This is a genomic window from Bradyrhizobium sp. LB14.3, assembly GCF_040547985.1.
In the GTDB taxonomy this organism is placed as follows: domain Bacteria; phylum Pseudomonadota; class Alphaproteobacteria; order Rhizobiales; family Xanthobacteraceae; genus Bradyrhizobium.
Map to the genome: position 1 here is coordinate 18,547 of NZ_JBEPQT010000023.1, position 25,093 is coordinate 43,639.

Consider the following 25,093-nt stretch of genomic DNA (forward strand, 5'->3'; position numbering starts at 1 on the left):
GTGGAGAGGGGACGAAGGCCCGATGCCGCGCGAATAGTCTTGTCATGACCCCAGCGGCATGCGACTGGCGTTGACCGAAATCTCAACGTCTCATCACGCCCATGTCCTCTCCCTCCACCGCTCAGCTGCCTGCGCCGGCCCAGGGCCGCGATGCGCTGTCGGTGCTGCATTCGGTGTTCGGCCTGCCCGGGTTCCGCGGCGCGCAGGGCGAGATCATCCGGCACGTCACGGACGGCGGCAATTGCCTGGTGCTGATGCCGACCGGCGGCGGCAAGTCGCTGTGCTATCAATTGCCGGCGCTGCTGCGCGAAGGCTGCGGTATCGTCGTGTCGCCCTTGATTGCGCTGATGCGCGACCAGGTCGCCGGCATGCTCGAAGCCGGGGTCAACGCCGCCGCGCTGAACTCGTCGCTGACCCCGCAGGAAGCCTCCGACATCGAGCGGCGCCTGATCGCGGGCGATCTCGACCTGCTCTATGTCGCGCCGGAACGGCTGGTGACGCCGCGCTGCCTGTCGTTGCTGGCGCGGACGAAGGTGGCGCTGTTCGCGATCGACGAGGCGCATTGCGTCTCGCAATGGGGCCACGACTTCCGCCCCGAATATGTCGGCCTGTCCATCATCGCCGAGCGTTTTCCCGACGTGCCGCGCATCGCGCTGACCGCGACTGCCGACGAGTTGACCCGCAAGGAGATCGTCGAGCGGCTTCAGCTTGCAGACAGCCCGCACTTCGTCTCCAGCTTCGATCGTCCCAACATCCGTTACGAGATCGTCGACAAGCGCAACGCGGTGTCGCAACTGAAGGAATTCATCCGGGAGCGTCACGCGGGAGATGCGGGCGTCGTCTATTGCCTGTCCCGCAAACGGGTCGAGGAGGTCGCGGCTGCGCTCGCCGACGCCGGCATTGCGGCGTTACCCTATCACGCCGGCCTCGACAGCAGCGTGCGCTCGCGCAACCAGGATCGCTTTCTCAACGAGGACGGCATCATCATCGTCGCGACCGTCGCCTTCGGCATGGGCATCGACAAGCCCGACGTGCGCTTCGTCGCCCATCTCGACCTGCCCAAGAGCATCGAATCCTATTACCAGGAGACAGGCCGCGCCGGCCGCGACGGCAAGCCGTCGGCCGCCTGGATGGCTTATGGCCTCTCCGACATCGTGCAGCAGCGCCGCATGATCGACGAGTCGAGCGGTTCCGACGACTTCAAGCGGGTCTCGATCGGCAAGCTCGATGCGCTGGTCGGCCTCGCCGAAACAGCGCACTGCCGGCGCCGGCGGCTGCTCGCCTATTTCGGCGAGATCGTGATGGGCGATAGCTGCGGCAATTGCGACAATTGCCTGACGCCGCCGAAAATGCGCGACGGCAAGGTGCTGGCGCAAAAACTCCTGTCCTGCGCCTATCGCACCGGCCAGCGTTTCGGCGCGATGCACCTGATCGACGTGCTGATCGGACGCCTCACCGAGAAGGTGACGCAGTTCGGCCACGACAAGCTTACGGTGTTCGGCATCGGACGCGAGCTCAACGAGAAGCAGTGGCGCACGGTGCTACGGCAGCTCGTGGCGATGGGACATCTGCAGAGCGACAGCGAGGCTTTTGGGGCGCTCAAGCTGACTGAACAGTCACGCGGCGTGTTGCGCGGCGAGACCGAGGTGTGGCTGCGCGAGGAGGCGCCCGCCACCCGCAGCCGTGGCAGCCGCACGAAATCCCGCCGCGGTGATCTGGCGCCGGCGGCTGACGCGTCGCAGGGCGATGTAGATCCTGAATTGCGCGCGCGGTTGCGCGCGTGGCGCTCGGACATTGCCCGCGAGCGCGGCGTGCCGGCCTATGTCGTGCTGCACGACGCCACCATCGACGGCATCGTCCGCGCATGGCCGACCACGCTGGACGAGTTGCGCAATGTGCCCGGCATCGGCGACAAGAAGCTCGAGCATTACGGCGACGAGCTGCTGCAGATTGTCAGGACGCGGTAGCTGCGCCACACCTCAGCCGTCGTCCCGGACAAGCGCAGCGAAGCGGAGCGCAGATCCGGGATCCATGCCGCGTGATTTATGGGTTGCGATCGGTAGGAGTACCGAGCTGCAAGTCTTCGCCAAACACCTCCCTGTGGTTATGGGTCCCGGATCTGCGCTTACGCTTGTCCGGGACGACAGCGGAGTGGAGGCGCGAGGTGCGGCCTACCTTACCCGTTCCGGAACGCATACCCGTAGCCGTTCAGCGCCGGTGCGCCGCCGAGATGGGCGTAGAGGATCTTCGCGCCCTTCTCGAAATAGCCCTTCCGCGTAAGGTCGATCAGGCCCTGCATCGACTTTCCCTCGTAGACGGGGTCGGTGATCATGGCTTCCAGACGCGCGGTGAGACGGATCGCCTCCTTGGTCTCTTCCGACGGCACGCCATAGGCGGGATAAGCGTAATCCTCGATCAGCACGACGTCGTCTGCGACGAGATCCTTGCCGAGCTCGACGAGCCTGGCCGTGTTCTGCGCGATCGAGAGCACCTGCGCCTTGGTCTGCGCCGGGGTGAAGGAGGCGTCGATGCCGATCACTTTTCGCGCGCGGCCATCGGCGGCGAAGCCGACCAGCATGCCAGCATGGGTCGAGCCAGTGACGGTGCAGACCACGATGTAGTCGAACTTGAAGCCGAGTTCGGCTTCCTGCTTGCGTACTTCTTCGGCGAAGCCGACATAGCCGAGGCCGCCAAACTTATGCACGGAGGCGCCGGCGGGAATCGCGTAGGGCTTGCCGCCCGCCGCCTTCACCTCGTCGATCGCCTCTTCCCAGCTCTTGCGGATGCCGATGTCGAAGCCGTCGTCGACCAGGCGCACGTCGGCGCCCATGATGCGCGAGAGCATGATGTTGCCGACGCGGTCATAGACGGCGTCCTCATGCGGCACCCAGGCTTCCTGCACCAGGCGGCACTTCATGCCGATCTTGGCGGCGACCGCCGCGATCATGCGAGTGTGGTTGGACTGCACGCCGCCGATCGACACCAGCGTGTCGGCGTTGGAGGCGATCGCGTCGGGGATGATGTATTCGAGCTTGCGCAGCTTGTTGCCGCCATAGGCGAGGCCGGAATTGCAGTCCTCGCGCTTGGCATAGACCTCGACATTGCCGCCGAGATGCTTTGACAGCCGTTCCAGCTTCTCGATGGGGGTCGGACCGAAGGTCAGCGGATAGCGCGCGAATTTTTCGAGCATCGTCAGGTCATCCCGATTGGCGTTGGTGTCTGGAAATTGGCTACCATCGCACTCCAAAAAGGTGCTTTCAAACATTGCGCCTGTACCGTACTCTATCTTGCACAACCGGCGTCAAAAGGTAGTATTTCTTTCGAAGTTGACGCTAACGGCGGAAGTTTCTTCCATGTCCACTCGCCTCGATCGCATCGACCTTAAGATGTTGCGATTGCTGCAAAATAACGGCCGGCTCAGCAACGCCGAGCTGGCGGAAACCGTCGCCATCAGCCCCGCCACTTGCCATCGCCGCACCCAGCGCCTGTTCGAGCACGGCTTCATTGCAGCCGTCCGCACCATGGTCGCGCCGAAGAAGGTGGCAAAGGGCACGCTGGTGATGGTCGGCGTCGTGCTCGACCGTTCGACGCCGGAGAGCTTTGCGATCTTCGAGCAGGCGATCACCAGGCTGAAATTCGTGCTCGACTGTCATCTCGTCGCCGGCGACTTCGACTATTTCCTCAAGATTCGCGTCGGCGACATGGAGGACTTCAACCGCATCCATGGCGAGCAACTCATCGCGCTGCCCGGCGTGCGCCAGACCCGCACTTTCTTCGTGATGAAGGAAGTCGTCGACAACGCGCCGTTGGAATTTTGACAGACGGATGTGCAAGCCGTCGATTAGGGGCGACGCCTGCTTTGGGTCGCGCGCGGCCCACCCAGACGTGTACAGTGGAGCAGATAGCTCCCGTCTTCGTGCCATGCATCGGTTTTTGCGACCTCTTTCCATCCTCGTTTCTCGAGATCATATGCCTCGCCAATGAGAGATTACGGGACATAGCATGGTTGTGCTGGTGTCTCTACACCACTTGCAAAATCGCACGGCCGTCACGGCAACTTCACTTGCTCCACACAACAACGTAGGTGAGTGTCAGCACTTCTCAACGAGGAGATCCCGCCGTGCGCCTTCCCATTCTCGATCCGAAAGACCTGAGTGCCGAACAGAAGCCGCTCTATGACGACATGCGAGCGGGTATCACGGACCACTTCAAGGGCTTTGTGAACATGCGCGACGACGGCGCGCTGCTCGGGCCGTGGAATCCCTGGATCCGCGAGCCGCGCTTCGGCAAGCCGGTGTGGGACTTGGTCAAGGCGATCGCGGCGAATCCGCTGCTGCCGGCGCCGGTGCGCGAGGTCGCGATCCTCGTCACCGGCTCGCATTTCCGCTCCGGCTACGAGCTCTATGCGCATGTGCTGGTCGCCGAGCAGCGCGGCCTCTCCGACGAGAAGCTCGCGACCATCGTCGCCGGACAGCGGCCGGTCGATCTCAGCAAGCAGGAGGCCGTCGCCTACGACGTGGCGTCCGCATTGGTCAGCGGCGGCGTGCTGCCGGAACTGACCTGGCGGGCCGCTGTCAAGGAATTCGGCGAGCACGGCGCGGCCGAGCTGTCCTATCTCGTCGGCGTCTATTGCATGGTCTCGGTCACGCTGAACACCTTCGACGTGCCGGTGCCGGAGTAGACGACGCGCCACCGAGGCGGCTAGTTGCGCACCGCGTAGAGCGGTGTGCGCAACGTCACCTGGTAGGACGGCTTCGGCAGCCAGGCGATCTGCGCGGTGATGCCAAACAGGCGGTTGTCGTTGTCGTCCATGCGGTCGAGATCGAGGCGCAGAATAGGCTGAGTGAAGGGCTCCGCCAGCGTCCGGCCCGCGACCTGCGCCCCGCCGAACGACTGCACGCCCAGGCGCCCCGTGATTTTCCAGTTGCTCGGCCATTGATAATAGCCGCCGGCATAGAGGATCGTGTTCGGCTGGATGCGGACGACCGGACTGGCAATGTCGGTGTAGGTGTATTGCACACCGGCAAGCCATCCGCGTGTCTCGTCCTCGTCGAGCGCGTAGTCGAACTCCAGGATGTTGTTGAACGAATTCGTCATGCCCTGCTCGTTGGGCACCGATTGCGTCAGGGTGGATTGCAGCGTGATTGTGGGGATCTTTCCGCCGTTCTGCTGGTAGAGATCGGCCTGCACACCGATGTTCCAGCTCGTGACGTCGAACGCCGACCAGCCGCCGCCTAGGTCCGTCGTCGAGCCGGACACGCCGCCATACAGCGACACGCGATTGCTGACGTCGACGGTCAGCGGCAGATCGACGGCAATCGATTTCGCAGCCGGCAAGCCGCTCGGCAAGGTCGCGCCCCGGCGCGCCGCCAGCGCTTCGAATGCAGCCGACAGGGATGTGCTGCCGAAGCCGAGCCCGAGCGTGCCCGCGGGAATCGTTGCATAGATCGTGCGGAGATCGAGATAGATGTTCGGCACAGCCGGCTTTGCCGGCGCATCTTCTGTCTCGTCGGCGGCAATGGCGGCGCCTGCCGACATCGTCAGGCAAAACAGTCCCGTCGCGGCAGCGCGCAAGATCTGAAGCCGCGATCGGTTATGATAGACACGTGACAATCCGACGCCTGACGCCCTAATGACGGAATCGCTCGATAGATGGAACGTGATCACGCGTCTGGTCAAGCATCATCCGCTAGCGGTGGACTGCGCGGTTGCGCGCGGTTACCCTACCGTGATCACATCGACACACTCGCCGGCCGGAGTGCAGGCCGGACACTGGAAGGACGACAGCCATGAACACGTCACGCCGCATCCTGCTCACTGGTCTGGCTGGCCTCGCTGTCGCTCCGAATGCCGTGGCCGCCGCAGTACCGTCGGCCGAACCTGGTGACGTGACGGTTGCCGAAGAACGCTTCGCGCGTACGATCGCAGCCGCACATGCACCCGACCTCACCTGCGCACGACAGGCCGAGCGTTATGCGGATGCGCATTGGCCTGAATATGTTGTGGCAGCGAGGGCCGTGCTCGACGCGCGCGTTTGATTCGCGCGTTTATTTCGCCACCGCCCGCCTGACCTGCTCGCCGATCTGCGACAGCACGAGCTGTGCCTGCGGCAAAATTGCGCCCATGGCGTGGAAATTGTGAACCATGCCGTCGTGGCAGACGTGCTCGACGGCGACGCCCGCGGCGAGCAGCTTGCGCGCATAGGCATTGCCCTCGTCGCGCATCGGGTCGAACTCGGCGGTGTGGATGATCGCGGTCGGGAGACCCGCGAGCCGTGTCATGCGCAGCGGCGAGATGCGCGGATCGGCGGCATCCAAGCCCTCGGGTAGATAGTCGGCGAGGTCGGCTTCGATGGTGGCGCGATCGATCAAATGACCTTCGGCGAATTCCTCGCGAGAAGGTGAGGCCTCCTCGAAATCCAGCACCGGACAGATCAGGCATTGCGCGACGATGCTGAGGCCTGCGGTCTGCGCCGCCTCCTGGCATACGATCGCAGCGAGCGTTGCACCGGCGGAATCGCCGCCGAGCACCAGCCGCTCGGCGTCGATGCCGAGCGATGAGGCCTCGCGCGCCACCCATTCGGTCGCGGCGATCGCGTCGTCCACGGCGGCAGGAAATTTGTGCTCGGGCGCCAGCCGGTAATCGACCGAGACGAGACGGCAGTCTGTCGCATGCGCCAGCGCCGCCGCGATGCGGTCATGCGTGGCAATGCTGCCGGCAACGAGCCCGCCACCGTGAAAGAACACGAAGCCGGGCGCGAGATCATCGGCGCTTGCGGGTGAATAGAGGCGGTAGGGCAGCGCGCCGCCGGGACCGGGCAGCACGCCGTCCGACGTCGTCACGTCAGGTGCATCAGTGCGCGCGAACTGCATCAGCTTTGCCAATGACTGGCGCCGCGCCTCCACGCTCGGCCGGCTCCGCGCTTGCGGCGCGGCCGCAGCCATCATGGTCAACAAACGCTTTGCGAGTGGATCGAGCGGCATGGCACTTCCTTGTCCCCTTGCGTGAGAGGGTAACTCACCATTTTCCCGCAGGGAATCATTTAGAAATTGCGCCCAATAGTGACGCTATAATATGGCACCACGCCAAGGGGAGGCCGGTCATGGCCGAGATCAAAAAGCCCATCGAATATTCGCCGAGCTGGACCTTCTTCGAGGGCAAATGGCATGACGGCAATGTGCCGATCATGGGCCCGCGCACGCATGCGGCCTGGCTCGGCTCGGTCGTGTTCGACGGCGCGCGTGCGTTCGAAGGCGTCGCGCCCGACCTCGACCGTCACGTCGCCCGCGCCAATCAATCCGCGATCAACTTTGGCCTGAAGCCGGTGGTCGATGCCGGCACCTGGCTGACACTCGCAAACGAGGGCATCGCGCGCTTCGCGACGAATGCAGAGCTCTATGTCCGTCCGATGTACTGGGCGCGGAACGGCGCAGGCGGCGGCGTGCTGTTTGACCCCGAGACCACCGACTGGTGCCTCTGCATCTACGAGGCGCCGATGCCAAAACCGGTCGGCAACGCCATCACGCTGTCGCCATTCCGCAGGCCCACCGCCGAATGCGCCCCGGTCGAGGCCAAGGCCGCCTGTCTTTATCCGAACAATTCGCGCGCGCTGGCGGAAGCCGCCTTGCGCGGCTTCCAGAACGCGCTGATGCTCGACATGCTCGGCAACGTCGCGGAGTTCGGCAATTCCAACGTGTTCATGGCCAGGGATGGCGTGGTCTGCACGCCGGTGCCGAACGGCACCTTTCTCAACGGCATCACGCGCCAGCGCGTCATCAGCCTGCTTCGTGCCGACGGCGTCACCGTGGTCGAGAAGACGCTGCGCTATGCCGACTTCCTCGCCGCCGACGAGATCTTTTCTACGGGCAATTTCGCAAAAGTCGCGCCGGTGATACGCATCGACGACCGCGAGCTGAAGCCGGGCCCGCTCTACACACGCGCGCGCAAGCTCTATTGGGACTTTGCCCATGCGGTGAAGCTGGCGGCTTGATTCGCACTTTCCGTCGTCATGCCAGGGGCAGACTTGGCGATGGCGGGAGCTGGCTGCGCCGCTTAAACCGGCTGAACTGAAACGCCTGCGTCGAATTCCATGGCGTCTGATGCGCTTCGTTGCGCGTTTCGACCAGTTCGAACGCCGGCCCGAGCTCCGCCGCAAGGCTCGCGCTGTCATGACGCTGCACCGGCAGGCCGCTGCACTTCTCAGGGCCGGCGAGCGCAAACGTCGCAATGATGACGTGGCCGCCGGGCGCAACCGCCGACCGCAGGCGCTCGATGTAAGCGGTCCTGTCGCGGGACTCGGTCAGGAAGTGAAACGCCGCCCGATCGTGCCATAGATCGTATGTCTTCGCCGGGCGCCATGTCGTGGCGTCGGCAACGATCCAGTCGACCATTGAAGCGGCTGCGCCGATTCGCTTCCTGGCCGCGTCAAGCGCATTGGCGGAGAGATCCAGCACGGCGACGTCGCGATATCCGTCCAGCAGGAGAGCATCGACCAGCCGCGATGCGCCGCCCCCAACGTCGAGGATGGCGGCCTCGCGGTCCGGATTGGCCGCTCTGATCATCGCGAGCGAGGTCGCCGGAGTGTTCTGAAACCAGCTGACCTCGGCTTCGCCCTTGGTGGCGTAGACATTGTCCCAATGCGTGCTTCGGTCGGACATCGTGCGTCCTCCGGCTTGCCGGGGAGCCGGCGCATAAGAACGATCTACTCGTCCTTCTTCGACATCCGCTCGAGGCGTTCCTGCATGTCCTTCATCTGCTGGCGCAGATCGTCGATATTGCTGTCCTTTGGCACCTCGGGGGTCGCATCGGGGCCCGGCTCCGCGGAACCCGCGGGGCGGCCCGGAGTGGGCGCGAAAGGCTTGAACATCGAGAAGGTCTGCTGGAACAACTCCATGTTGCGGCGGACTTGTTCCTCCAGCGGCGCAAACGGAGTTCCGGACAGCGAGGTGGCGATCTGCTTGCGGAACTTTTCCTGCTCCTGAGTGAGCGACGCGATTGCCTGCTCCAGATATTTCGGCACCACCATCTGCATGCTGTCGCCGTAGAAGCGGATCAGCTGGCGCAGGAAGGTGGTCGGGAGCAGGTTCTGGCCGGCCTTGTTCTCCTGCTCGAAGATGATCTGGGCAAGCACGGAGCGGGTGATATCGTCGCCGGTCTTGGCGTCGTAGACCAGGAAATCTTCCCCGTCCTTGACCATGGAGGCGAGGTCTTCCAGCGTCACATAAGTGCTCGTCCCGGTATTATAGAGCCGGCGGTTCGCGTATTTCTTGATGGTGGTGGGTTGGTCTGATTTCGCCATGGGCTCTCACTTGCAAGCGCGGAGAACGGGAACCTGTCGGGCAATGCCGCAGGGCGGGAAGAGTACGCAACGCAACAAAATAAGCATTTTCAAAGGGGTCACGCTACCGTTTTGTGCGCCACGGTTAATCGGGCAGCAAAAACGTGCTTGCGAAAGCACCCAGAACGCTATTTTGAATGCGCTGCGGCATGAATTCGGTCGCCGGCCGATTGACTTGCCTCAACGACGTTAACAGGATGCCGTTCGAGACTGGCGAGCCGTTTCCCCAGCCCCGTCTGCCCCATTCAACCCCCAGGAGATGCCCATGTCAGACGATGTCGTTATCGTCAGCGCCGCCCGCACCCCGGTCGGAAGCTTCAACGGAGCGTTCGCGACCCTTCCCGCCCATGATCTCGGCGCGATCGCCATCAAGGCCGCGCTTGAGCGCGGTGGCATTGAGCCCGGTCGGGTTTCGGAAGTCATCATGGGCCAGATCCTGACCGCAGCTCAGGGCCAGAACCCGGCCCGCCAAGCCTCGATCATGGCCGGCATTCCCGTGGAGAGCCCGGCCTGGGGCGTCAACCAGCTCTGCGGCTCGGGCCTGCGCACGGTCGCGCTCGGCTACCAGGCGCTGCTCAACGGCGATTCCGAGATCGTGGTCGCCGGCGGCCAGGAGTCCATGAGCATGGCTCCGCACGCCCAGTACCTGCGCGGCGGCGTCAAGATGGGCGCGGTCGAGTTCATCGACACCATGATCAAGGACGGCCTGTGGGACGCCTTCAACGGCTATCACATGGGCAACACCGCCGAGAACGTTGCGCGGCAGTGGCAGATCACCCGCGCCCAGCAGGACGAGTTCGCGGTCGCCTCGCAGCAGAAGGCCGAAGCCGCGCAGAAGGCCGGTAAATTCAACGACGAGATCGTTCCCGTCACCATCAAGGGACGCAAGGGCGATGTCGTCGTCAGCGCCGACGAATATCCGCGCCATGGCGCAACGGTCGATGCGATGGCGAAGCTCCGTCCCGCCTTCGAGAAGGACGGCACGGTTACCGCGGGTTCGGCCTCCGGCATCAATGACGGCGCTGCTGTCGTGGTGCTGATGACTGCCAAGCAGGCCGCCAAGGAAGGCAAGACGCCGCTCGCGCGCATCGTGTCCTGGGCGCAGGCGGGCGTCGATCCGAAGATCATGGGCTCTGGCCCGATCCCGGCCTCGCGCGCCGCGCTGAAGAAGGCCGGCTGGAACGTCGGCGATCTCGACCTGATCGAGGCCAACGAAGCCTTCGCGGCGCAGGCCTGTGCCGTCAACAAGGACCTCGGCTGGGATACCTCCAAGGTCAACGTCAATGGCGGCGCGATCGCGATCGGCCATCCGATCGGTGCCTCGGGCGCGCGCGTGCTGGTGACGCTGCTGCACGAAATGCAAAAGCGCGATTCGAAGAAGGGCCTCGCCACGCTGTGCATCGGCGGCGGCATGGGTATCGCGATGTGTCTGGCGCGCGACTGAAGATAGCTTACGCGTAACTGACGCGTAATTTGCGCGTGCGCTGCACACGTGACTGAGTGCGTTGCACGCGATTAAAAAGGCAGCGGTTGCAAATCAAATATTCTTCGCAACCGCGCAAGCCTCGACTAAATACAAACGCCCGGCTCAACGCCGGGCGTTTTGTTCTTGATGTCCGTCCAACCAGCCGCATAATCCATCACTAAAAACGATCACTCAGAAACGTCGGAAGAGTCCAAGGGAAGGAATACGATATGGCACGAGTTGCATTGGTGACGGGTGGTACGCGGGGCATCGGAGCGGCGATCAGCAAGGCGCTGAAGGCGGCGGGGTACAAGGTTGCGGCGAGCTATGCCGGCAATGACACCGCGGCGGAGAAGTTCAAGGCCGAGACCGGCATCGCCGTCTACAAATGGGATGTCAGCAATTTCGACGCCTGCGCCGAAGGCGTGAAGAAGGTCGAGGCAGATCTCGGTCCCATCGACGTGCTCGTCAACAATGCTGGCATCACCCGTGACACCGCCTTCCACAAGATGACGCTCGACCAGTGGAACGCCGTGATCAACACCAATCTCGGCTCGCTGTTCAACATGACGCGCCAGGTGATCGAAGGCATGCGTGCCCGCAAGTTCGGCCGCGTCATCTCGATCTCGTCGATCAACGGCCAGAAGGGCCAGTTCGGCCAGGTCAACTATTCTGCCGCAAAGGCCGGCGACATCGGCTTCACCAAGGCGCTTGCGATCGAGAACGCCAAGGGCGGCATCACCGTCAACGCGATCGCGCCGGGCTACATCAACACCGAAATGGTGCAGGCCGTGCCCAAGGACGTGCTGGAAAAGAACGTGATCCCGCAGATCCCGGTGAATCGTCTTGGCGAACCCGAGGAAATCGCGCGCGCCGTGGTGTTCCTCGCAGCTGACGAGGCCGGCTTCATCACCGGCTCGACGCTGACCATCAACGGCGGCCAGTACCACGCCTGATATGGCGTTTGGCGCAACAAGACGATAATGAAGACGCCATGCCCGGCCTCGTGCCGGGCATCCGCGTCCTCAGAGCCCTCGATTGATGACCGCCCGCACTGCGACGCTGATCGGATTGACCGCGATCCTGATGTGGTCGCTGCTGTCAGTGATGACGGTGGCGACCGGAACGATCCCGGCGTTCCAGCTGGCCGCGATGACGTTCGCGATCGGCGGTCTGGTCGGTCTGCTCACCTGGATCGGCCGCGGCGAGGCGGCCAAAAGCCTGCGTCAGCCACTGGTCGTGTGGACCGTCGGCGTCGGCGGATTGTTCGGCTATCACGCGCTGTATTTCCTCGCGCTGCGCTTCGCGCCACCGGCTGAAGCCGGCCTGCTGAATTATCTGTGGCCGCTCCTGATCGTGCTGTTCTCGTCGTTCCTGCCCGGCGAGCGGCTTGCCGTGCATCACATCGTCGGCGCCGTGCTCGGCCTCGCCGGCACCGTGCTGCTGTTCGCCGGCAGCGCCTCCGGCTTCGCGCAGGGGCAATTGCCGGGATTGGCTGCGGCGTTCATCGCAGCCTTCGTGTGGGCGACCTATTCGGTGCTGTCGCGGCGATTGAAGGCGGTGCCGACCGATGCGGTCGCGGGATTCTGCCTCGCCACCGCGGTGCTTGCCGCACTGATGCATGGTCTGCTTGAAACCACGGTATGGCCGGGAACGACGCTGCAATGGCTCTCCGTAGTCGCGCTCGGCATCGGCCCCGTCGGTGCCGCGTTCTACGCCTGGGACATCGGCATGAAGCGTGGCGATATCCGCGTGCTCGGCGCCGCGTCCTACGCGACGCCGCTGCTCTCGACCGGCTTCCTCATCGCCGCTGGTTTTGCAAAAGCCAGCGCCAACATCGCCATCGCTGCGATCCTGATCGCCGGCGGCGGCCTGATCGCGGCAAAGGACATGGTGCTGCGGAAGCGGTAGCGTCATGCCGGGGCAAGCCGGAACTGTGGTGCCTTAAGGCTCCCAGCCCTTCGGCGCGAGCTCGAACTTTGCGAACTCGAAGGCGGGCGCCACGGTGCAGCCGAGCAGCGTCCACTCGCCGGTGGTCTCGGCCGTCTGCCAGGCATTCGCCGGCACGATCGCCTGCGGCCGCTCACCGCTCACAAGGTCCGTGCCGAGGCGTACTTCATGCTGGGAGCAGCCGTCATGGGCGATCCGCAGCGTCAGCGCGCCGCCCGCGTAATAGTGCCAGACCTCGACCGCATCGATGCGATGCCAGTGCGAGCGCTCGCCGCGCGCGAGCAGGAAGTAGATCAGGGTCGAACGCGACCGGCCGTTGGCGTCCGTGGTCTGGTCGCGAAACGTCTCGCGGTAATGCCCGCCCTCGGGATGCGGGCGGAGTTCGAGGCGCGCGATGATCTCGGCTGCGGTCGGCATCGATTCCCGTCAGGATTTGATCTTCAAGACTTGTTCTTGCGCTCGCGCAGCTCGCCGAACACCGCGGCGGCATCCGCGCCTTTCATGTGCAGCCTGGCTGCGACCGACGGTTCATCGGCGCGCAGGAACACGTTTGCTCGCTTCTCGTCACCAAGCAGTGAGGGAACGGTCGGCTTGTTCTCGGCCCGCAGCTTCGCCACCTCCGCCGCGCGCGCCTGCAGCGCCGCATTGTCGGGGTCGACGGCCAGCGCGAACTTGACGTTGGATGCCGTGTATTCATGGCCGCAATAGAGATTGAAGTCGTCGGGCAGGGCACGCAGCTTCAAAAGCGAATCCCACATCATCGGATAGGTGCCCTCGAACACGCGGCCGCAGCCGATCGAGAACAGCGTGTCGGCGGCGAACAGCGCCTTCTCGGTGTCGAACACGTAGGAGATGTGGTCGAGCGTGTGGCCGGGCGTCTCCAGTACCCGCCCCAGCAAGCTGCCGACCTTGACGATTTCGGCATTGGCGACGCGCAAGTCGACGTCTGCGATCTTAATCGTCTTGTCATGCGGCGCGACGACGCGGCAATTGTATTTCTGCTTGAGCTCGGCCACCCCGCCGACATGATCGCCATGATGATGGGTGATCAGGATGTCGGTGAGCTGCCAGCCCTCGCGCTCCAGCGCCTTCAGGATGGGACCGGCCTCCGGCGCGTCGATCGACGCCGTCGCCTTGGTTTCCACATCGTGGATCAGATAACCGAAATTGTCGTTTAAACAGGTGAAAGTACGAATTTCGGCAGCCATGTCATCTCCATTGCGCTCAGCCCCGCCAGACAAATATGGCGTTAACGTTGCGCAGGCAATGCAATATTCCGCGCGCAGGGTCCACCTCGTGCATGTTACATTGCCGTCATGACCATTGATGTCGTCGACCTCCGCGAGTTCTACTCCCGCCGCCTCGGGATTGTGGCGCGGCAAATGATCAATCGCGGCATCAGGGAGCGGTGGCCGCGTATCGAGGGCCAGCGCGTGCTCGGCTTTGGCTATCCCACGCCCTATCTCGGGTTGTTCCGCGAGGATGCGGAACGCTGCATCGCCTTCATGCCGTCGGCGCAGGGCGTCTTGAAATGGCCGACCGGACGGCCGGCGCTCGCCTCGCTGGTGGATGAATTCTCGTTGCCGCTTCCCGACGCCGCGGTCGATCGCATCCTGCTGGTCCACGCGCTGGAAATGTCGGATGATCCGGCCGCGCTGCTGCGCGAGGCTTGGCGCGTGCTGTCGCCGTCCGGCCGGATGATCGCGGTCATCCCGAACCGGCGCGGGGTGTGGACCCGCACCGACAGCACGCCGTTCGGTCACGGCCGGCCCTATTCGCGCTCGCAGATCACCGACCTGTTGCGCCAGACCTGGTTTACCCCGACCGCATGGGGCGAGGCGCTGTTCATGCCGCCCTATGCCGGCGGCTGGGTGCTGAAATCCGCACAGATGTGGGAGCGCGCCGGCGCGGCGCTGTCGCTGCCCTTCGCGGGCGTGCACATCGTCGAGGCGACCAAGCAGGTCTACCGCGCGATCCCCGCCAAGCGCGAGCGGGCGCGGCTGATTCCCTCGCTGGCGAAGCCGGTGCTGGTGCCGTCCTCGACAAGCGTGACGCGAAGCTAGAGCTCCGTTCCGATGCAATCGGAACGGAGCTCTAGCTTCTTTGTTTCGACGCGTTTTCTTGACGCGAACCGGTATCCACTTCGCTCGAAAACGCTCCAAAAAAATCGTCCCGGCAAGGCCGGGACGATTCAGGTCAGAATATCTGGCGAAACCGTTGCGGCTTAGCTTACTCGCCGGGGGCCACTTCGTCGCTCGAGGCCGCCGGAGCGGCTTCGCGCTCGGGGCGCGGGCCATTCGGCCGGCGGCGCCGCCGCGGAAAGCGTTCGCCGCCAGCAGCGCCTTCAAGGCCGGCGCCCGGGGCGCCGGTCAACTGCGGCTGCGGGCCGGTGATGAAGGAGGGCAGACGATCGACGTTGCCAGCCTCGGCGACGACGACGGGCTGCGGCTGGTTCTGCGGTTGCGGCTGATATTGCGGCTGCGGACGATGGTCGCGCTCGCGATGTTCGCGCGGCTGCTGGTTGTCGCGCTGATAAGGCTGGTTGTCGCGCGGCTGATGATCTCGCTGCTGATGATCTCGCTGGCCATCGCGGTCGCGCACGAAAGTCGGCTGCGGCGGCTGCGGGACGAAACCCGGCTCCTGGCCAAAATTCGAGAAATTCTCGCCGTCGTCTTCGCTGTCGTCGCCGCTGCTGTTGCTGATGGGCTCGTCGCCGCGCGGCTGCTGGTTTTGGCGGAACTGCTCCTGAGCCGTCGCGATCAGGCGAAAATAATGCTCGGCGTGCTGGTAGTAGTTCTCGGCCGCAACGGGGTCTCCGGAGGAGCGCGCGTCGCGCGCGAGCTGAAGATACTTTTCAGCGACATGCGAAGCCGTGCCGCGGATCTTGATGTCGGGTCCGTTGGACTCGTAGACCCGGGTCATCGGGTTCTGGCCGCGCCGGTTATTGTTGTTGTTATTGTTGCTACTATTGTTGTTGCGGTTGCGCATCCGCTGCTTGTTCTGACCGTTTCTCATGTCCTGCCTTTAATTCCAGCCCTAAAGGTTGCACGCATCACTGATTGCTGAGAGTGACCTGATGACAGCGGTTCACATCGCTCGCGCGCACCGCACGCAAACAGATTGATCCCTGCCGATGTTCGTCGACCGTCGCGTTCAACAAAGACGCGTTCCCCACCGCCAGCATCTATCGCCAGCGAACCCATTCATATCGCCTGCCGAAACAAGCCTAGCTTTGTTGCGTAAGTCTTAAAGCTCAAAATCAGGCTTTCGTTCACGTTGCGGTCGGTAAGCAGCGCAGCTCAATGGCCATCGCGCTCAACAGGACCTGCGGTTTGGAACCTTTATCGGTAGGCTCTCGCTCGAGAGAGCCCGGCTTTCGCCCGTAGGTCTACGGGGCCGGCACCGATCTGTTGATCGGAAGGTAGTCGTTCCCAAGGGATATTCCAAGAGGTTTTTTGCAGCCCAATCCGGCTTTTATGGGGGCATTTTTCGGGCCGAAACCGCCCGCGGGATGCCCGCCAGATCGACCTTGGGCGAACTGTCCACCACCAACGCAGCAGCCGTCATCAAGGTTTCAATATTTCGGGCCTGGCCCCGTCCGGCCTCGACGATCAGTGCTCCGCCGGGGGCGAGACGTTCGGCGGCCTGCGGGGTCAGGGCGCGATAGGCGTCGTAACCGTCATTGCCGCCATCGAGCGCCAGATGCGGATCGTGCTCGCGCACCTCGATGCTCAGTTTCGGAATTTCGGCCGACGGGATGTAGGGCGGGTTCGAGACGATGAGGTCGAACGGGCCGCGAAGCGCCGCAGCGTAGGAGCAGGCGACGAAGCTGGCGCGGTCGGCGAGGCCCAGAGCTGCGGCGTTGTCTCTGGCGGTCTTGAGCGCGGTCAAGCTGAGATCGGTGCCGACACCGAAGGCGCCGGGAATTTCGTGCAGCAGCGCGAGCAGGATAGCGCCCGATCCGGTGCCGATATCCGCGATGCGCGGGCGCTGCCCCGATATCGTGAGCCCGCGAAAGATCTCGAGCGCCAGTTCGACCACGGTCTCGGTGTCCGGCCGCGGCACCAGCGTCGCCTCGGATAGCTGGAAGGGCAGGCCCCAGAATTCCCGAGCGCCGAGAATGCGGGCGACCGGCTCATGGGCGAGCCGGCGCTTCGCGGATGCTTCGAGCCGTGCGGCCTCTTCAGCTGTGAGTTGCCGGGCTGCCTGCGTGACCAAGCCGGTCAGATCAAGCCTCAGCGCAGCCCCGACGAGCAGGCGCGCATCAAGGGCGGGCTGCTCGATGCCGGCCGATTGCAGCCGTGCCGCAAGCGCGCGCCGCGCACTCTCGATGCTGTGTCCGGGTTCGAAATCGGCCGCCAATGGAACCATCCTGCCTGGCACCGTGGATAGATCGCCGGGCTTGCTTGCGTCAACGGAAACGAGCGCGTCAGATCGCGCCTCGCAGCGAAGGAGGGATCCATGGCGCCCTATGATGATCAGAACGTTTTCGCAAAGATCCTGCGCGGCGAGATACCCTGTTTCGAGGTTTTCAGGGACGAGCGCAGCCTCGCCTTCCTCGACATCATGCCGCGCTCGCCCGGACACACGCTGGTCATTCCCCGGGCACGGGCGCGCGGCATCCTCGATATCGCGGATGACGACCTCGCTGGGGTCGCCCGAACCGCGAAGCGGATCGCGATTGCCGCGATGAAGGCCTTCGGCGCCGAAGGCATCATCCTTCAGCAGTTCAGCGAGCCGGCCAGTGGTCAGGTGGTCTTTCACCTGCACATGCACGTCATGCCGGTCAGGGCCGGAATCGAGCTGCTGCCGGCGCAGACGCGCAAGGAAGACATGGCCGTGCTCGCCGATCACGCCAGGCGAATGATCGCCGCGATCTAGACGCCGAGATAGCGCTGGAGCAGCTCCGGCTGGGCCTTGAGCTCCTGCGCCGGCCCCTCGTGCACGATGTGGCCGTTGTTGATGATGTAGATCCGCGTCGCCAGCGCCAGCGTGGCAGCCAGGTTCTGCTCGACCAGCACGATGGTTTGACCGGCGGCCGCGAGCTCGCGGCAGGCCTTGACGAGATCGTGGACGATGACGGGCGCAAGCCCCTCGAACGGCTCGTCCAGCAGCACGATCTTGGGATCGCGCACCAGCGCCCGTGCGATGGCGAGCATCTGCTGCTCGCCGCCGGAGAGCTCGGTGCCGCGGTTGTTGCGCCGCTCCTTAAGCCGCGGAAACATTTCGTAGATGCGCTGGAGCGGCCAGCGTTTCGGCGCAGTGATCCCGGCGAGGATGATGTTCTCCTCCACCGACAGGCCGCCGAAGATGCGGCGTTCCTCGTGCACGAGCTGCATGCCGGCCTGCGCGATTCTGTGGCTCTTGCGCCCGGCGATGTCGATGCCATCGAACTTCACGCTGCCGCTGCGGGGCGTCACGACGCCCATCAGGCTCTTCAGCGTGGTGCTCTTGCCGGCGCCGTTGCGGCCCAGCAACGCCACCACCTCATGACGCTCCACACGCATGGCGACGTCGAACAGGATGTGGGAGTCCCCGTAGTAGCTGTTCAGGCCGTTGACCTCGATCAGGCTCATGCGGCGATCTCTCCGTGAACACCGCCGAGATAGGCTTCCTGCACGGCGGCGTTGGACTTGATTTCCTCGGGCGTGCCGTCGAGCAGCACCTTGCCTTCCTGGAGCACTGTCACGCGCTCGACCAGTTCGAACAGCGAATCCATGTCGTGGTCGATGATGATCATGGTGCGCCCGCGCGCGATCGATTTGAGCAGCTTGACGGTCTCGACCCGCTCGCGCGGGCTCATGCCGGCAAGCGGCTCGTCGAGCAGCAGCAGGCGCGGCGACGTCGCGAGCGCGAGCCCGATCTCCAGCCTGCGCTTCTCGCCATAGGCGAGCTCCGATACGGGCGTATCGGCACGGCGGGTCAGGTTGACGAGGGCAAGCGTGTGCTCCACCTGCTCCGTCAGGCCCTTGACGCCGGAGAGCTTGCGGAACAGGTCGAGCCGGAATTTTCCGCGCAGCTCGGCGAGCGCGGCGATCGTCAGGTTCTGCCGTACCGTCAATCCGGTGAAGAGCTGGTTGACCTGGTAGCTTTTCGTCAGTCCGAGCTGGCAAACCTCGGTGACCCTCAATCCCGTGATGTCGCGCCCCTCGAACACGATCTGGCCGGAGGTCGGCGCGATCTCGCAGGTCAGCATCTTGAAGAAGGTCGATTTGCCGGCGCCGTTGGGACCGATGATCCCGCGCAGTTCGCCCTGATTGACGCTGAAATCGATGTCGCTATTGGCAACGAGGCCGCCATAGCGCTTGGTCAGGCCGGTGGCTTTCAGGATCGGTCCGGAATAGGCGGGTTGCTTGACCTCCTTGGCCCGCATCGGCGCCGGTGCGGGTTGCTGCGCGGCCTCAGCGTCAGCGGCCTCTTGCTCTATCTCCGCGTCCGTCCGCTTTTGCTTGCCCGAGGTAAGGCGGTAGAGATCGGCAAGACCGCCGATGATGCCGCCGCGCAGGAAGCAGACCAGCAGCACGAACACGACACCCAGCACCAGCTTCCAGGCTGCGCCGAGACCCAGCGCGGATTGGAGGAAATCCTGAAGGAAGAGCCAAACAGTTGCGCCGACCAGCGGTCCGAACAGCGTGCCCCGGCCGCCGATGGCCGTCTGCATCACGAGCTGGCCGGAGGTATCAAAGGTGAAGGCGTCGGGCGGCATGAAGGCCTGGAGCACGCCGAGCAGACCGCCGGCGAAGCCCGCATAAGCGGCTGCGATCACGAAGGCGGTCAGCTTGTAGCCGTGGATGTTGTGGCCGACGGCGGTGGCGCGCAGCGGATTGTCGCGGATCGCGCTGAAGATGGCGCCGACCGGCGAGCGTACGATCCTGAGCGCAATGACGACGCCGATGAAATAGCACAGCGCGATGAACTGATAGAGCGACCAGCCATTGGTGAAGTGGATGGTGGTGAAGCCGAGATTGAAGCTCGGCGTCGGCACGCCGGGCAGGCCGTTCTCGCCGCCGGTGAAATCGGAGAGCGGATTGAACTCGACGAAGAAGAACACTTCCGCGATCGCCACGGTGATCATGGCGAAATAGATGCCTGTGCGGCGCAACGCGATGAGGCCGATCAGGTAGCCGGTCGCGGCGGCTGCGATCATGCCGATGATTAGCGCGCCCAGCACGTTGCTGAACCCGGCGCGGGTCAGGAGGTAGGCGGCGACGAAGCCGCCGGTGCCGTAGAAGGCGGACTGACCGAACGACAGCAAGCCGGTGAACCCGAACAGGATGTCGAAGCCGAGCCCGAACAGGCCCCAGACCAGGATCCGGTTCACGGTGTTCGGCGCGAAGCCGAGATGGGGCAGCACGAAGGGGGCTGCGATCAAGCCGATCGCAGTCAGGGCTTCGATCAGGAACGGGCGTTGCTTGAGCATCAGGAAATCGCTTACTCGCGGCCCTGGACGCCGAGCAGGCCATGCGGTCGCACCACGAGTACGAGCGCCATCGCTGCAAACAGCATCACATAGGCATAGCCGGGGTTGAACATGGAGGTGACGCTGATGATCTCGCCGGCGATCAGGCCGCCGAGGATCGCGCCCGGGAAGGAGCCAACGCCGCCGATCACCACCACCACGAAGGTCTGGACCAGGATGTCGTCACCGATGCCCGGCGTCAGCGACGCCACCGGCGCGTTGACGATGCCGGCAAAGCCGGCGGCCATTGCGCCAATGCCGAACACGACCATGAAGACGCGGTAAACGTTGATGCCGAGCGAATCGACCATCACCGAATCCTCGATGCCGGCGCGCACGATCATGCCGAGCCGGGTCCGGTAGAGGATGATGAACAGTGCGCCGAGCGCGATCGCGACGATGCCGACCACGGCGAGGCGGTAGGTCGGATAGAACATGAAGCCGAGATTAGTGATGCCCTGGAACAGCGCCGGCGGCGGCACCAGCTGCGACTGGCTCGAGAAGATCAGGCGCACGAGCTCGACGAAGCAGATGCCGAGCCCGAAGGTCACGAGCAGCTGATCCTCGTGGGGCCGGTGATAGAAATGGCGGATGATGACGCGTTCCATGAGGACGCCGAGCAGCATCACGAACAGCGAGCCCGCGATGACGGCGAGAATGAACGACTCCGTGTATTGGTAGGCGACGAAGCCGGCATAGCCGCCGATCATGAACATCGCGCCATGCGCGAGGTTGAGCACGCCGAGCGTGCCGTAAATGATGGTCAGGCCGGAGCTGATCAGCGCGAGCAGGGCGCCGAGCGCGAGCCCGTTGAAAAGCTGCGAAACGAGATTGGGCCAACTAATCATGCAACGATCGCTGTTGTAACGCGCGACGGGGCGCATCAAAAAAGGTGACGCCGCAGGTCCAGAGTGCAGCCCGCGGCGTCACAGGGGTTAGTGCGGGCTCAGGTGTAGTCGCCGAGATGGCACCCGAACGCGTCCGGCTTCTGCATCAGGCCTTCGCCCGGGACGATTTCGACGACGTCGTACCAGTCTTCCTTGTTCTTCATGTCCTTCTGCTGCTTGCCCTTGACGATGATCACGGGGCGGACACATTGGTGATCTTCAGGGCGGTAATGCACGTCGCCGACCAGCGAGGGGATGGTTTCGCCCTTCTCGTAGGCCTTGATCACGTCGGGCGGGCTGAAGCTGCCGGCCTGCTCGCACATGTGGGCCCAATGCGCGAAGCTGACATAGGCGTTCTCCGCGCCCCATTCCGGCTTGTAGCCGTACTTCTTCTCGAAGGCTTCGTTGAACATCTTGGCCAGCGGGAACTTGTCCTCGATCGTCCACCAATAGTCGGTGGCGGCGTAGACGCCCTGCATCAGGCCACCGGTTTCGCGCGCGATGAACGGCACCTGGTAGGGAACGACCAGCTTCATCTTGTCGAGCACGCCGAACTGCTTGGCCTGCTGGGTCGACAGCACGGCGTCGTGGCCCCAATTGACGTTGATCAGGACGTCGGCGCCGGAGTTCGCGACGTTGAGCAGATAGGAGGAATAATCAGGCGCGCCGAGCGGCGCGACCTGGTTGGTCACGGTGGTCCAGCCCGCGGTCGCGAGGAAGTCCTGCATGGATTTGGTGACGGTGTGGCCGTAGGTGTAGTCAGGCGTCAGATACGCCGCCTTCTTGCCCTTGCCGAACTCCCGTACCATCACCGGGCCGATCGCCGCAGCTGCGGTCTGGCCGAAGAAGTTCTGGCGGAAGCCGTAGCGAACGCAATCCTTGCCGGTGGTGTCGTTCGAGCCGGAAATGCCGCACACGAACAGCACGTGCTCACGCTGGGCGAGCTTGTTGAGCGCGACCGCGACGGCGCTGGACGTGCCGCCTGTGATCATGATCGCCTTGTTCTCGCTGATGAAGCGCTGCTGCGCCTGTACCGCCTCGTTCGGCTTGGCCGCGGAATCGGCGACGCCGAACTTCAGCTCTTTGCCGAGCACGCCCTTGCTGGTCTTGGGCGATATCTTCTTGATCAGATCATGGCCGCTGTTGATGTGCTCGATCGCGAGCTGATAGCCCTTGAGTTCGTCCTCGCCCTGCACGGCGTAGGTGCCGGTGCGCGGCACCGAGATGCCGATGAAGGCGGTGGAACCCGAGACCCCCGCGGGGTAGGACCCGATCGCCGGCTTGTCCTCGGCAAACGCCGGCATCCCGGGCAGAACCGCGCCGCCGATGAGACCCGCGGTGGTCTGAAGCAGGCCACGGCGCGAGAGGCCGCGGCGGATGAGATTGTCAGTCATGATCGTTTCCTCCGAACATTTGTTCTTGTTTGCAGGCGCGAGCACGACCTGTCCGGCGCCGCCGACCTCGCTGGCCTGCTGCGCCGGGCACGTCACGTCCGCGTGTAGCTCTTGGACGTAGACATTGCTTGTGAACGCCTTCTGTCAATTTCGCCTTTGGTCGAATAACGAAAATTATCTCGTGAAAACATATCGGATCACGATATATATTAGTCTTTGTGAGTACGAGACTGGCGGGTTCGGCGAGAGAAATGGCGCGGCAGACGACAGTGACAGGTGCCCGGAAGCGACAGTCCTGGCCGCAGGGAGCGGAGCGGCCGGAGGCGGCGTGGCCGGCGGAAGAGGTCAACGGCCAGCGGGCGACACCGCAGTCCGGCGATGCCTCGCGCCTGCCCGATCCGCGCCGGCGCGGGCCTATCGTCGGCCCCGTTCAGGCGAAGCGCGTACCTGGCCCGATGAAGAAGCTGAGCGTGCGTGCCCAGAACGTCCTCAAGGAGCTCGCGGTCGAGCTCACTGCCGAGCAGCCGCCGAAGGGGAATTGGTCGCCCTCGCGCGAATTGCTGCGCGCGCTGACGGCTGAACGTCTCGCGACCGCGCGCAATTGCGGTCCTCACACGATGCGGGAGATCGTCGACTGGGCGCAGGGCTGTGGCGTGACCATCAAGCCGGTGATCCCGCACGGCGGCTCGTTGTCGCAGATGTGGGCGGAGTTGATTACCAACGCATCCGCCGGTGCCTTGACCAGCGCCGAGATTGCCAGCGCGCTCCAGCGCTCGATCCGGCGAAAGAGCGTCCGCATCCCGATTGCGTTTCAGGTCATCCTGGTGAGGATCCTGCTGTCCAACTTCGAATAGGGCGGCGATATTTGTGTATTCGCGGCGCCGGTCGGTTGGTTCCGCCTGGCCTTCCTTGCTAGTCTCGGTGATGCCGCCCGTTCCATCGGCCGGTTCGACGTCGCAGGCAGGATATGGCTCCATCGAAGCGGCAGACGACACGCTCGGCGCGTGCTGTGCCCACAAAGGGCGGCGCGATGCGCGAGGCCGACTACGCGGCGCTTGCGCAGTTCCGCTATCAAATCCGGAGTTTCCTGACGTTCAGTGAGGCGGCCGCACACCTGCAGGGATTGACGCCGCAGCAGCATCAGGCGCTGCTTGGTATCAAGGGCTTTGTCCGTCCGGGTCCCGCGACCGTCGGTGACGTCGCGCGATTTCTGCTGATACGACACCACTCGGCCGGCGAGCTGATCAACCGCATGGCGAAGCTGGGACTGGTCGGCCGAGTCACTGACCCCGAGGACGCCAGGCGTGTTCATCTCAGGCTGACGAGGAAAGGCGAGCAGAAGCTCCAGGCACTCTCAAGGAAAAATCTCGAGGAGCTCCGTCGCGCTGCGAGCCCGGCGTTGAGCCGCTTGTTGAAGTCATTCCGGCAATCGAGCCAGTCCTGAGCGGGGGGATTTCGGCCAATCAGGCCGCGGCGCCGGTCACGCCGCCGCGCCTTGGGCGGCGAGCTGCGCGGCCTGGTGCTCGGTGGTCAGTGCGTCGATCAGTTCCCCGATCGCTTCTCCGGCAATCACCTGCGGCAGCTTGTACAGCGTCAAATTGATGCGGTGATCGGTGACGCGTCCTTGCGGAAAATTGTAGGTGCGAATGCGCTCGCTGCGATCTCCGGACCCGACCTTCTCCTTGCGCTCGGCCGAGCGGGCGGCATCGACGCGCTGCTGCTCGGCATCGTAGATGCGCGAGCGCAGGATGTTCATGGCGGAGGCACGGTTCTTGTGCTGCGAGCGGCTGTCCTGCATCATCACCACGATGCCGGTCGGGATATGTGTGATGCGGATCGCCGATTCCGTCTTGTTGACGTGCTGGCCGCCGGCGCCTCCCGCGCGCATGGTCTCGATGCGCAAATCGTCGTTCTTGATGTCGATGTCGACCTCCTCGACCTCCGGCATCACGGCGACGGTCGCGGCGGATGTGTGAATGCGCCCCTGCGTCTCGGTGTCGGGCACGCGCTGCACGCGATGCACGCCGGATTCGAATTTCAGCTTCGAGAACGCGCCGCGGCCCTGCACCTCCGCGATGACTTCCTTGTAGCCGCCGACGCTGCCTTCGCTCGCCGAGATCACCTCGACCTTCCAGCCCTGAAGGCTCGCGAACCGCTCGTACATCCGGAACAAATCGCCGGCGAACAGCGAGGCCTCGTCGCCGCCGGTGCCGGCGCGGATTTCCAGCACCACGTTGCGGTCGTCCATGGCGTCCTTGGGCAGCAGAGCGAGGCGGATATTCTGGACCAGGTCCTCGATCTTTGGCGTCAACTCACCGCGCTCGGCTTCCGCCATGCCGCGCATCTCGGGATCGGTCGCGGGATCGGCGATCAGTGCCTCGGTGTCGGCGAGCTCCTTGACGGCCGAACGATAGGCCTTGACCGCTTCGATCAGTGGCGTGAGCTCGGCGAGTTCACGCGTGATCTGCACATAGCGTTCGGAGGCGAGCTGACCGAGCGATTCGGCCTCGAGCGAGGCGTGATGCGCGAGCAGGACGTCCAGTTTGGCTTCGGGCAGTGACGACATCGGTTTAGTCTCAAGATGCGGAAAAGGGCGAGGCG

26 protein-coding genes are annotated in these 25,093 nt (G+C 64.1%); 12 read left to right on the top strand and 14 right to left on the bottom strand.

What is annotated here, in order from left to right; all coding sequences use genetic code 11:
- Nucleotides 1-101 precede the first annotated feature (101 nt).
- Complete coding sequence (gene recQ, locus ABIB00_RS30025; protein WP_247444629.1) at nucleotides 102-1,967, top strand: DNA helicase RecQ; 1,866 nt, start codon at nucleotides 102-104, stop codon at nucleotides 1,965-1,967.
- Nucleotides 1,968-2,176: 209 nt separating this feature from the next.
- Here recQ and ABIB00_RS30030 read toward each other — a convergent pair whose 3' ends face one another.
- On the bottom strand, nucleotides 2,177-3,190 hold the full coding sequence (locus tag ABIB00_RS30030) for a 1-aminocyclopropane-1-carboxylate deaminase (RefSeq protein WP_247444630.1): 1,014 nt from the start codon (nucleotides 3,188-3,190) through the stop codon (nucleotides 2,177-2,179).
- Between the two features lie 163 nt (nucleotides 3,191-3,353).
- Between ABIB00_RS30030 and ABIB00_RS30035 the strand changes: the two genes are divergently transcribed.
- Both ABIB00_RS30035 and ABIB00_RS30040 read left to right on the top strand, forming a co-directional pair.
- Nucleotides 3,354-3,818, top strand: coding sequence for an Lrp/AsnC family transcriptional regulator (locus ABIB00_RS30035; RefSeq protein WP_354106854.1), 465 nt, complete (start codon nucleotides 3,354-3,356; stop codon nucleotides 3,816-3,818).
- Nucleotides 3,819-4,120: 302 nt separating this feature from the next.
- On the top strand, nucleotides 4,121-4,681 hold the full coding sequence (locus ABIB00_RS30040) for a carboxymuconolactone decarboxylase family protein (protein ID WP_354049682.1): 561 nt from the start codon (nucleotides 4,121-4,123) through the stop codon (nucleotides 4,679-4,681).
- A gap of 20 nt (nucleotides 4,682-4,701) precedes the next feature.
- Here ABIB00_RS30040 and ABIB00_RS30045 read toward each other — a convergent pair whose 3' ends face one another.
- A complete protein-coding gene (locus ABIB00_RS30045; RefSeq protein ID WP_354106855.1) occupies nucleotides 4,702-5,574 on the bottom strand; it encodes a hypothetical protein in 873 nt (290 codons plus the stop codon).
- 215 nt (nucleotides 5,575-5,789) lie between these two features.
- Here ABIB00_RS30045 and ABIB00_RS30050 point away from each other — a divergent pair, with 215 nt between their 5' ends.
- Complete coding sequence (locus ABIB00_RS30050) at nucleotides 5,790-6,038, top strand: hypothetical protein (protein ID WP_354106856.1); 249 nt, start codon at nucleotides 5,790-5,792, stop codon at nucleotides 6,036-6,038.
- 9 nt (nucleotides 6,039-6,047) lie between these two features.
- Here ABIB00_RS30050 and ABIB00_RS30055 read toward each other — a convergent pair whose 3' ends face one another.
- On the bottom strand, nucleotides 6,048-6,983 hold the full coding sequence (locus tag ABIB00_RS30055; protein WP_354106857.1) for an alpha/beta hydrolase: 936 nt from the start codon (nucleotides 6,981-6,983) through the stop codon (nucleotides 6,048-6,050).
- 119 nt (nucleotides 6,984-7,102) lie between these two features.
- Between ABIB00_RS30055 and ABIB00_RS30060 the strand changes: the two genes are divergently transcribed.
- On the top strand, nucleotides 7,103-7,990 hold the full coding sequence (locus ABIB00_RS30060) for a branched-chain amino acid aminotransferase (protein WP_354106858.1): 888 nt from the start codon (nucleotides 7,103-7,105) through the stop codon (nucleotides 7,988-7,990).
- A 16-nt stretch (nucleotides 7,991-8,006) separates the two neighbouring features.
- On the opposite strand, the gene ABIB00_RS30065 is transcribed toward ABIB00_RS30060, so the two are convergent.
- Complete coding sequence (locus tag ABIB00_RS30065; protein WP_354106859.1) at nucleotides 8,007-8,657, bottom strand: class I SAM-dependent methyltransferase; 651 nt, start codon at nucleotides 8,655-8,657, stop codon at nucleotides 8,007-8,009.
- Between the two features lie 44 nt (nucleotides 8,658-8,701).
- Complete coding sequence (phaR, locus tag ABIB00_RS30070) at nucleotides 8,702-9,298, bottom strand: polyhydroxyalkanoate synthesis repressor PhaR (protein ID WP_247344971.1); 597 nt, start codon at nucleotides 9,296-9,298, stop codon at nucleotides 8,702-8,704.
- A 304-nt stretch (nucleotides 9,299-9,602) separates the two neighbouring features.
- Between phaR and ABIB00_RS30075 the strand changes: the two genes are divergently transcribed.
- From ABIB00_RS30075 to yddG, 3 genes are all read left to right on the top strand, one after another.
- A complete protein-coding gene (locus tag ABIB00_RS30075) occupies nucleotides 9,603-10,781 on the top strand; it encodes an acetyl-CoA C-acetyltransferase (RefSeq protein ID WP_354106860.1) in 1,179 nt (392 codons plus the stop codon).
- A 251-nt stretch (nucleotides 10,782-11,032) separates the two neighbouring features.
- Nucleotides 11,033-11,758: an acetoacetyl-CoA reductase gene (phbB, locus tag ABIB00_RS30080; protein ID WP_247344963.1), complete on the top strand. Its 726-nt coding sequence runs from the start codon at nucleotides 11,033-11,035 to the stop codon at nucleotides 11,756-11,758.
- 85 nt (nucleotides 11,759-11,843) lie between these two features.
- Complete coding sequence (gene yddG, locus ABIB00_RS30085) at nucleotides 11,844-12,713, top strand: aromatic amino acid exporter YddG (RefSeq protein ID WP_354106861.1); 870 nt, start codon at nucleotides 11,844-11,846, stop codon at nucleotides 12,711-12,713.
- Between the two features lie 33 nt (nucleotides 12,714-12,746).
- On the opposite strand, the gene ABIB00_RS30090 is transcribed toward yddG, so the two are convergent.
- Both ABIB00_RS30090 and gloB read right to left on the bottom strand, forming a co-directional pair.
- Entirely contained in the window at nucleotides 12,747-13,169 is a 423-nt protein-coding gene (locus ABIB00_RS30090) for a cupin domain-containing protein (RefSeq protein WP_247444639.1), read from the bottom strand.
- A 23-nt stretch (nucleotides 13,170-13,192) separates the two neighbouring features.
- Nucleotides 13,193-13,960 (bottom strand): hydroxyacylglutathione hydrolase, encoded by a 768-nt coding sequence (gloB, locus tag ABIB00_RS30095; protein ID WP_354106862.1) that lies wholly within the window; start codon nucleotides 13,958-13,960, stop codon nucleotides 13,193-13,195.
- 108 nt (nucleotides 13,961-14,068) lie between these two features.
- Here gloB and ABIB00_RS30100 point away from each other — a divergent pair, with 108 nt between their 5' ends.
- The gene (locus tag ABIB00_RS30100; RefSeq protein WP_247344951.1) at nucleotides 14,069-14,815 is read left to right on the top strand and encodes a class I SAM-dependent methyltransferase; all 747 of its coding nucleotides are present in this window, start codon (nucleotides 14,069-14,071) and stop codon (nucleotides 14,813-14,815) included.
- A 166-nt stretch (nucleotides 14,816-14,981) separates the two neighbouring features.
- On the opposite strand, the gene ABIB00_RS30105 is transcribed toward ABIB00_RS30100, so the two are convergent.
- Both ABIB00_RS30105 and prmC read right to left on the bottom strand, forming a co-directional pair.
- Complete coding sequence (locus ABIB00_RS30105) at nucleotides 14,982-15,767, bottom strand: DUF4167 domain-containing protein (protein ID WP_354049674.1); 786 nt, start codon at nucleotides 15,765-15,767, stop codon at nucleotides 14,982-14,984.
- Between the two features lie 459 nt (nucleotides 15,768-16,226).
- A complete protein-coding gene (prmC, locus tag ABIB00_RS30110) occupies nucleotides 16,227-17,123 on the bottom strand; it encodes a peptide chain release factor N(5)-glutamine methyltransferase (RefSeq protein WP_354106863.1) in 897 nt (298 codons plus the stop codon).
- A 90-nt stretch (nucleotides 17,124-17,213) separates the two neighbouring features.
- Here prmC and ABIB00_RS30115 point away from each other — a divergent pair, with 90 nt between their 5' ends.
- Complete coding sequence (locus ABIB00_RS30115; protein ID WP_247344943.1) at nucleotides 17,214-17,633, top strand: HIT family protein; 420 nt, start codon at nucleotides 17,214-17,216, stop codon at nucleotides 17,631-17,633.
- Here the strand turns inward: ABIB00_RS30115 and ABIB00_RS30120 are convergent.
- The 4 genes from ABIB00_RS30120 to ABIB00_RS30135 all read right to left on the bottom strand — a co-directional run bounded on the left by ABIB00_RS30120 (nucleotide 17,630) and on the right by ABIB00_RS30135 (nucleotide 22,492).
- Nucleotides 17,630-18,328 carry an ABC transporter ATP-binding protein gene (locus ABIB00_RS30120; protein WP_247444644.1) on the bottom strand — a complete coding sequence of 233 codons (699 nt, stop codon included), beginning with the start codon at nucleotides 18,326-18,328 and terminating at the stop codon, nucleotides 17,630-17,632. The two genes, ABIB00_RS30115 and ABIB00_RS30120, sit on opposite strands and share 4 nt — an antisense overlap.
- Nucleotides 18,325-20,172: a branched-chain amino acid ABC transporter ATP-binding protein/permease gene (locus tag ABIB00_RS30125; protein ID WP_354106864.1), complete on the bottom strand. Its 1,848-nt coding sequence runs from the start codon at nucleotides 20,170-20,172 to the stop codon at nucleotides 18,325-18,327. Before ABIB00_RS30125 ends, ABIB00_RS30120 begins: the two co-directional genes overlap by 4 nt.
- 11 nt (nucleotides 20,173-20,183) lie before the next feature.
- Nucleotides 20,184-21,059, bottom strand: coding sequence for a branched-chain amino acid ABC transporter permease (locus ABIB00_RS30130; RefSeq protein WP_354106865.1), 876 nt, complete (start codon nucleotides 21,057-21,059; stop codon nucleotides 20,184-20,186).
- A 98-nt stretch (nucleotides 21,060-21,157) separates the two neighbouring features.
- Nucleotides 21,158-22,492, bottom strand: a complete 1,335-nt coding sequence (locus ABIB00_RS30135) for a substrate-binding protein (RefSeq protein ID WP_247353105.1) — start codon at nucleotides 22,490-22,492, stop codon at nucleotides 21,158-21,160.
- 251 nt (nucleotides 22,493-22,743) lie between these two features.
- On the opposite strand from ABIB00_RS30135, the gene ABIB00_RS30140 reads away from it, so the two are divergent.
- Nucleotides 22,744-23,346 (top strand): hypothetical protein, encoded by a 603-nt coding sequence (locus ABIB00_RS30140; RefSeq protein ID WP_354106866.1) that lies wholly within the window; start codon nucleotides 22,744-22,746, stop codon nucleotides 23,344-23,346.
- 113 nt (nucleotides 23,347-23,459) lie between these two features.
- On the top strand, nucleotides 23,460-23,936 hold the full coding sequence (locus ABIB00_RS30145; protein WP_247444649.1) for a MarR family winged helix-turn-helix transcriptional regulator: 477 nt from the start codon (nucleotides 23,460-23,462) through the stop codon (nucleotides 23,934-23,936).
- 36 nt (nucleotides 23,937-23,972) lie between these two features.
- On the opposite strand, the gene prfA is transcribed toward ABIB00_RS30145, so the two are convergent.
- Nucleotides 23,973-25,058, bottom strand: a complete 1,086-nt coding sequence (gene prfA, locus ABIB00_RS30150; RefSeq protein ID WP_354106867.1) for a peptide chain release factor 1 — start codon at nucleotides 25,056-25,058, stop codon at nucleotides 23,973-23,975.
- Between the last annotated feature and the right edge of the window lie 35 nt (nucleotides 25,059-25,093).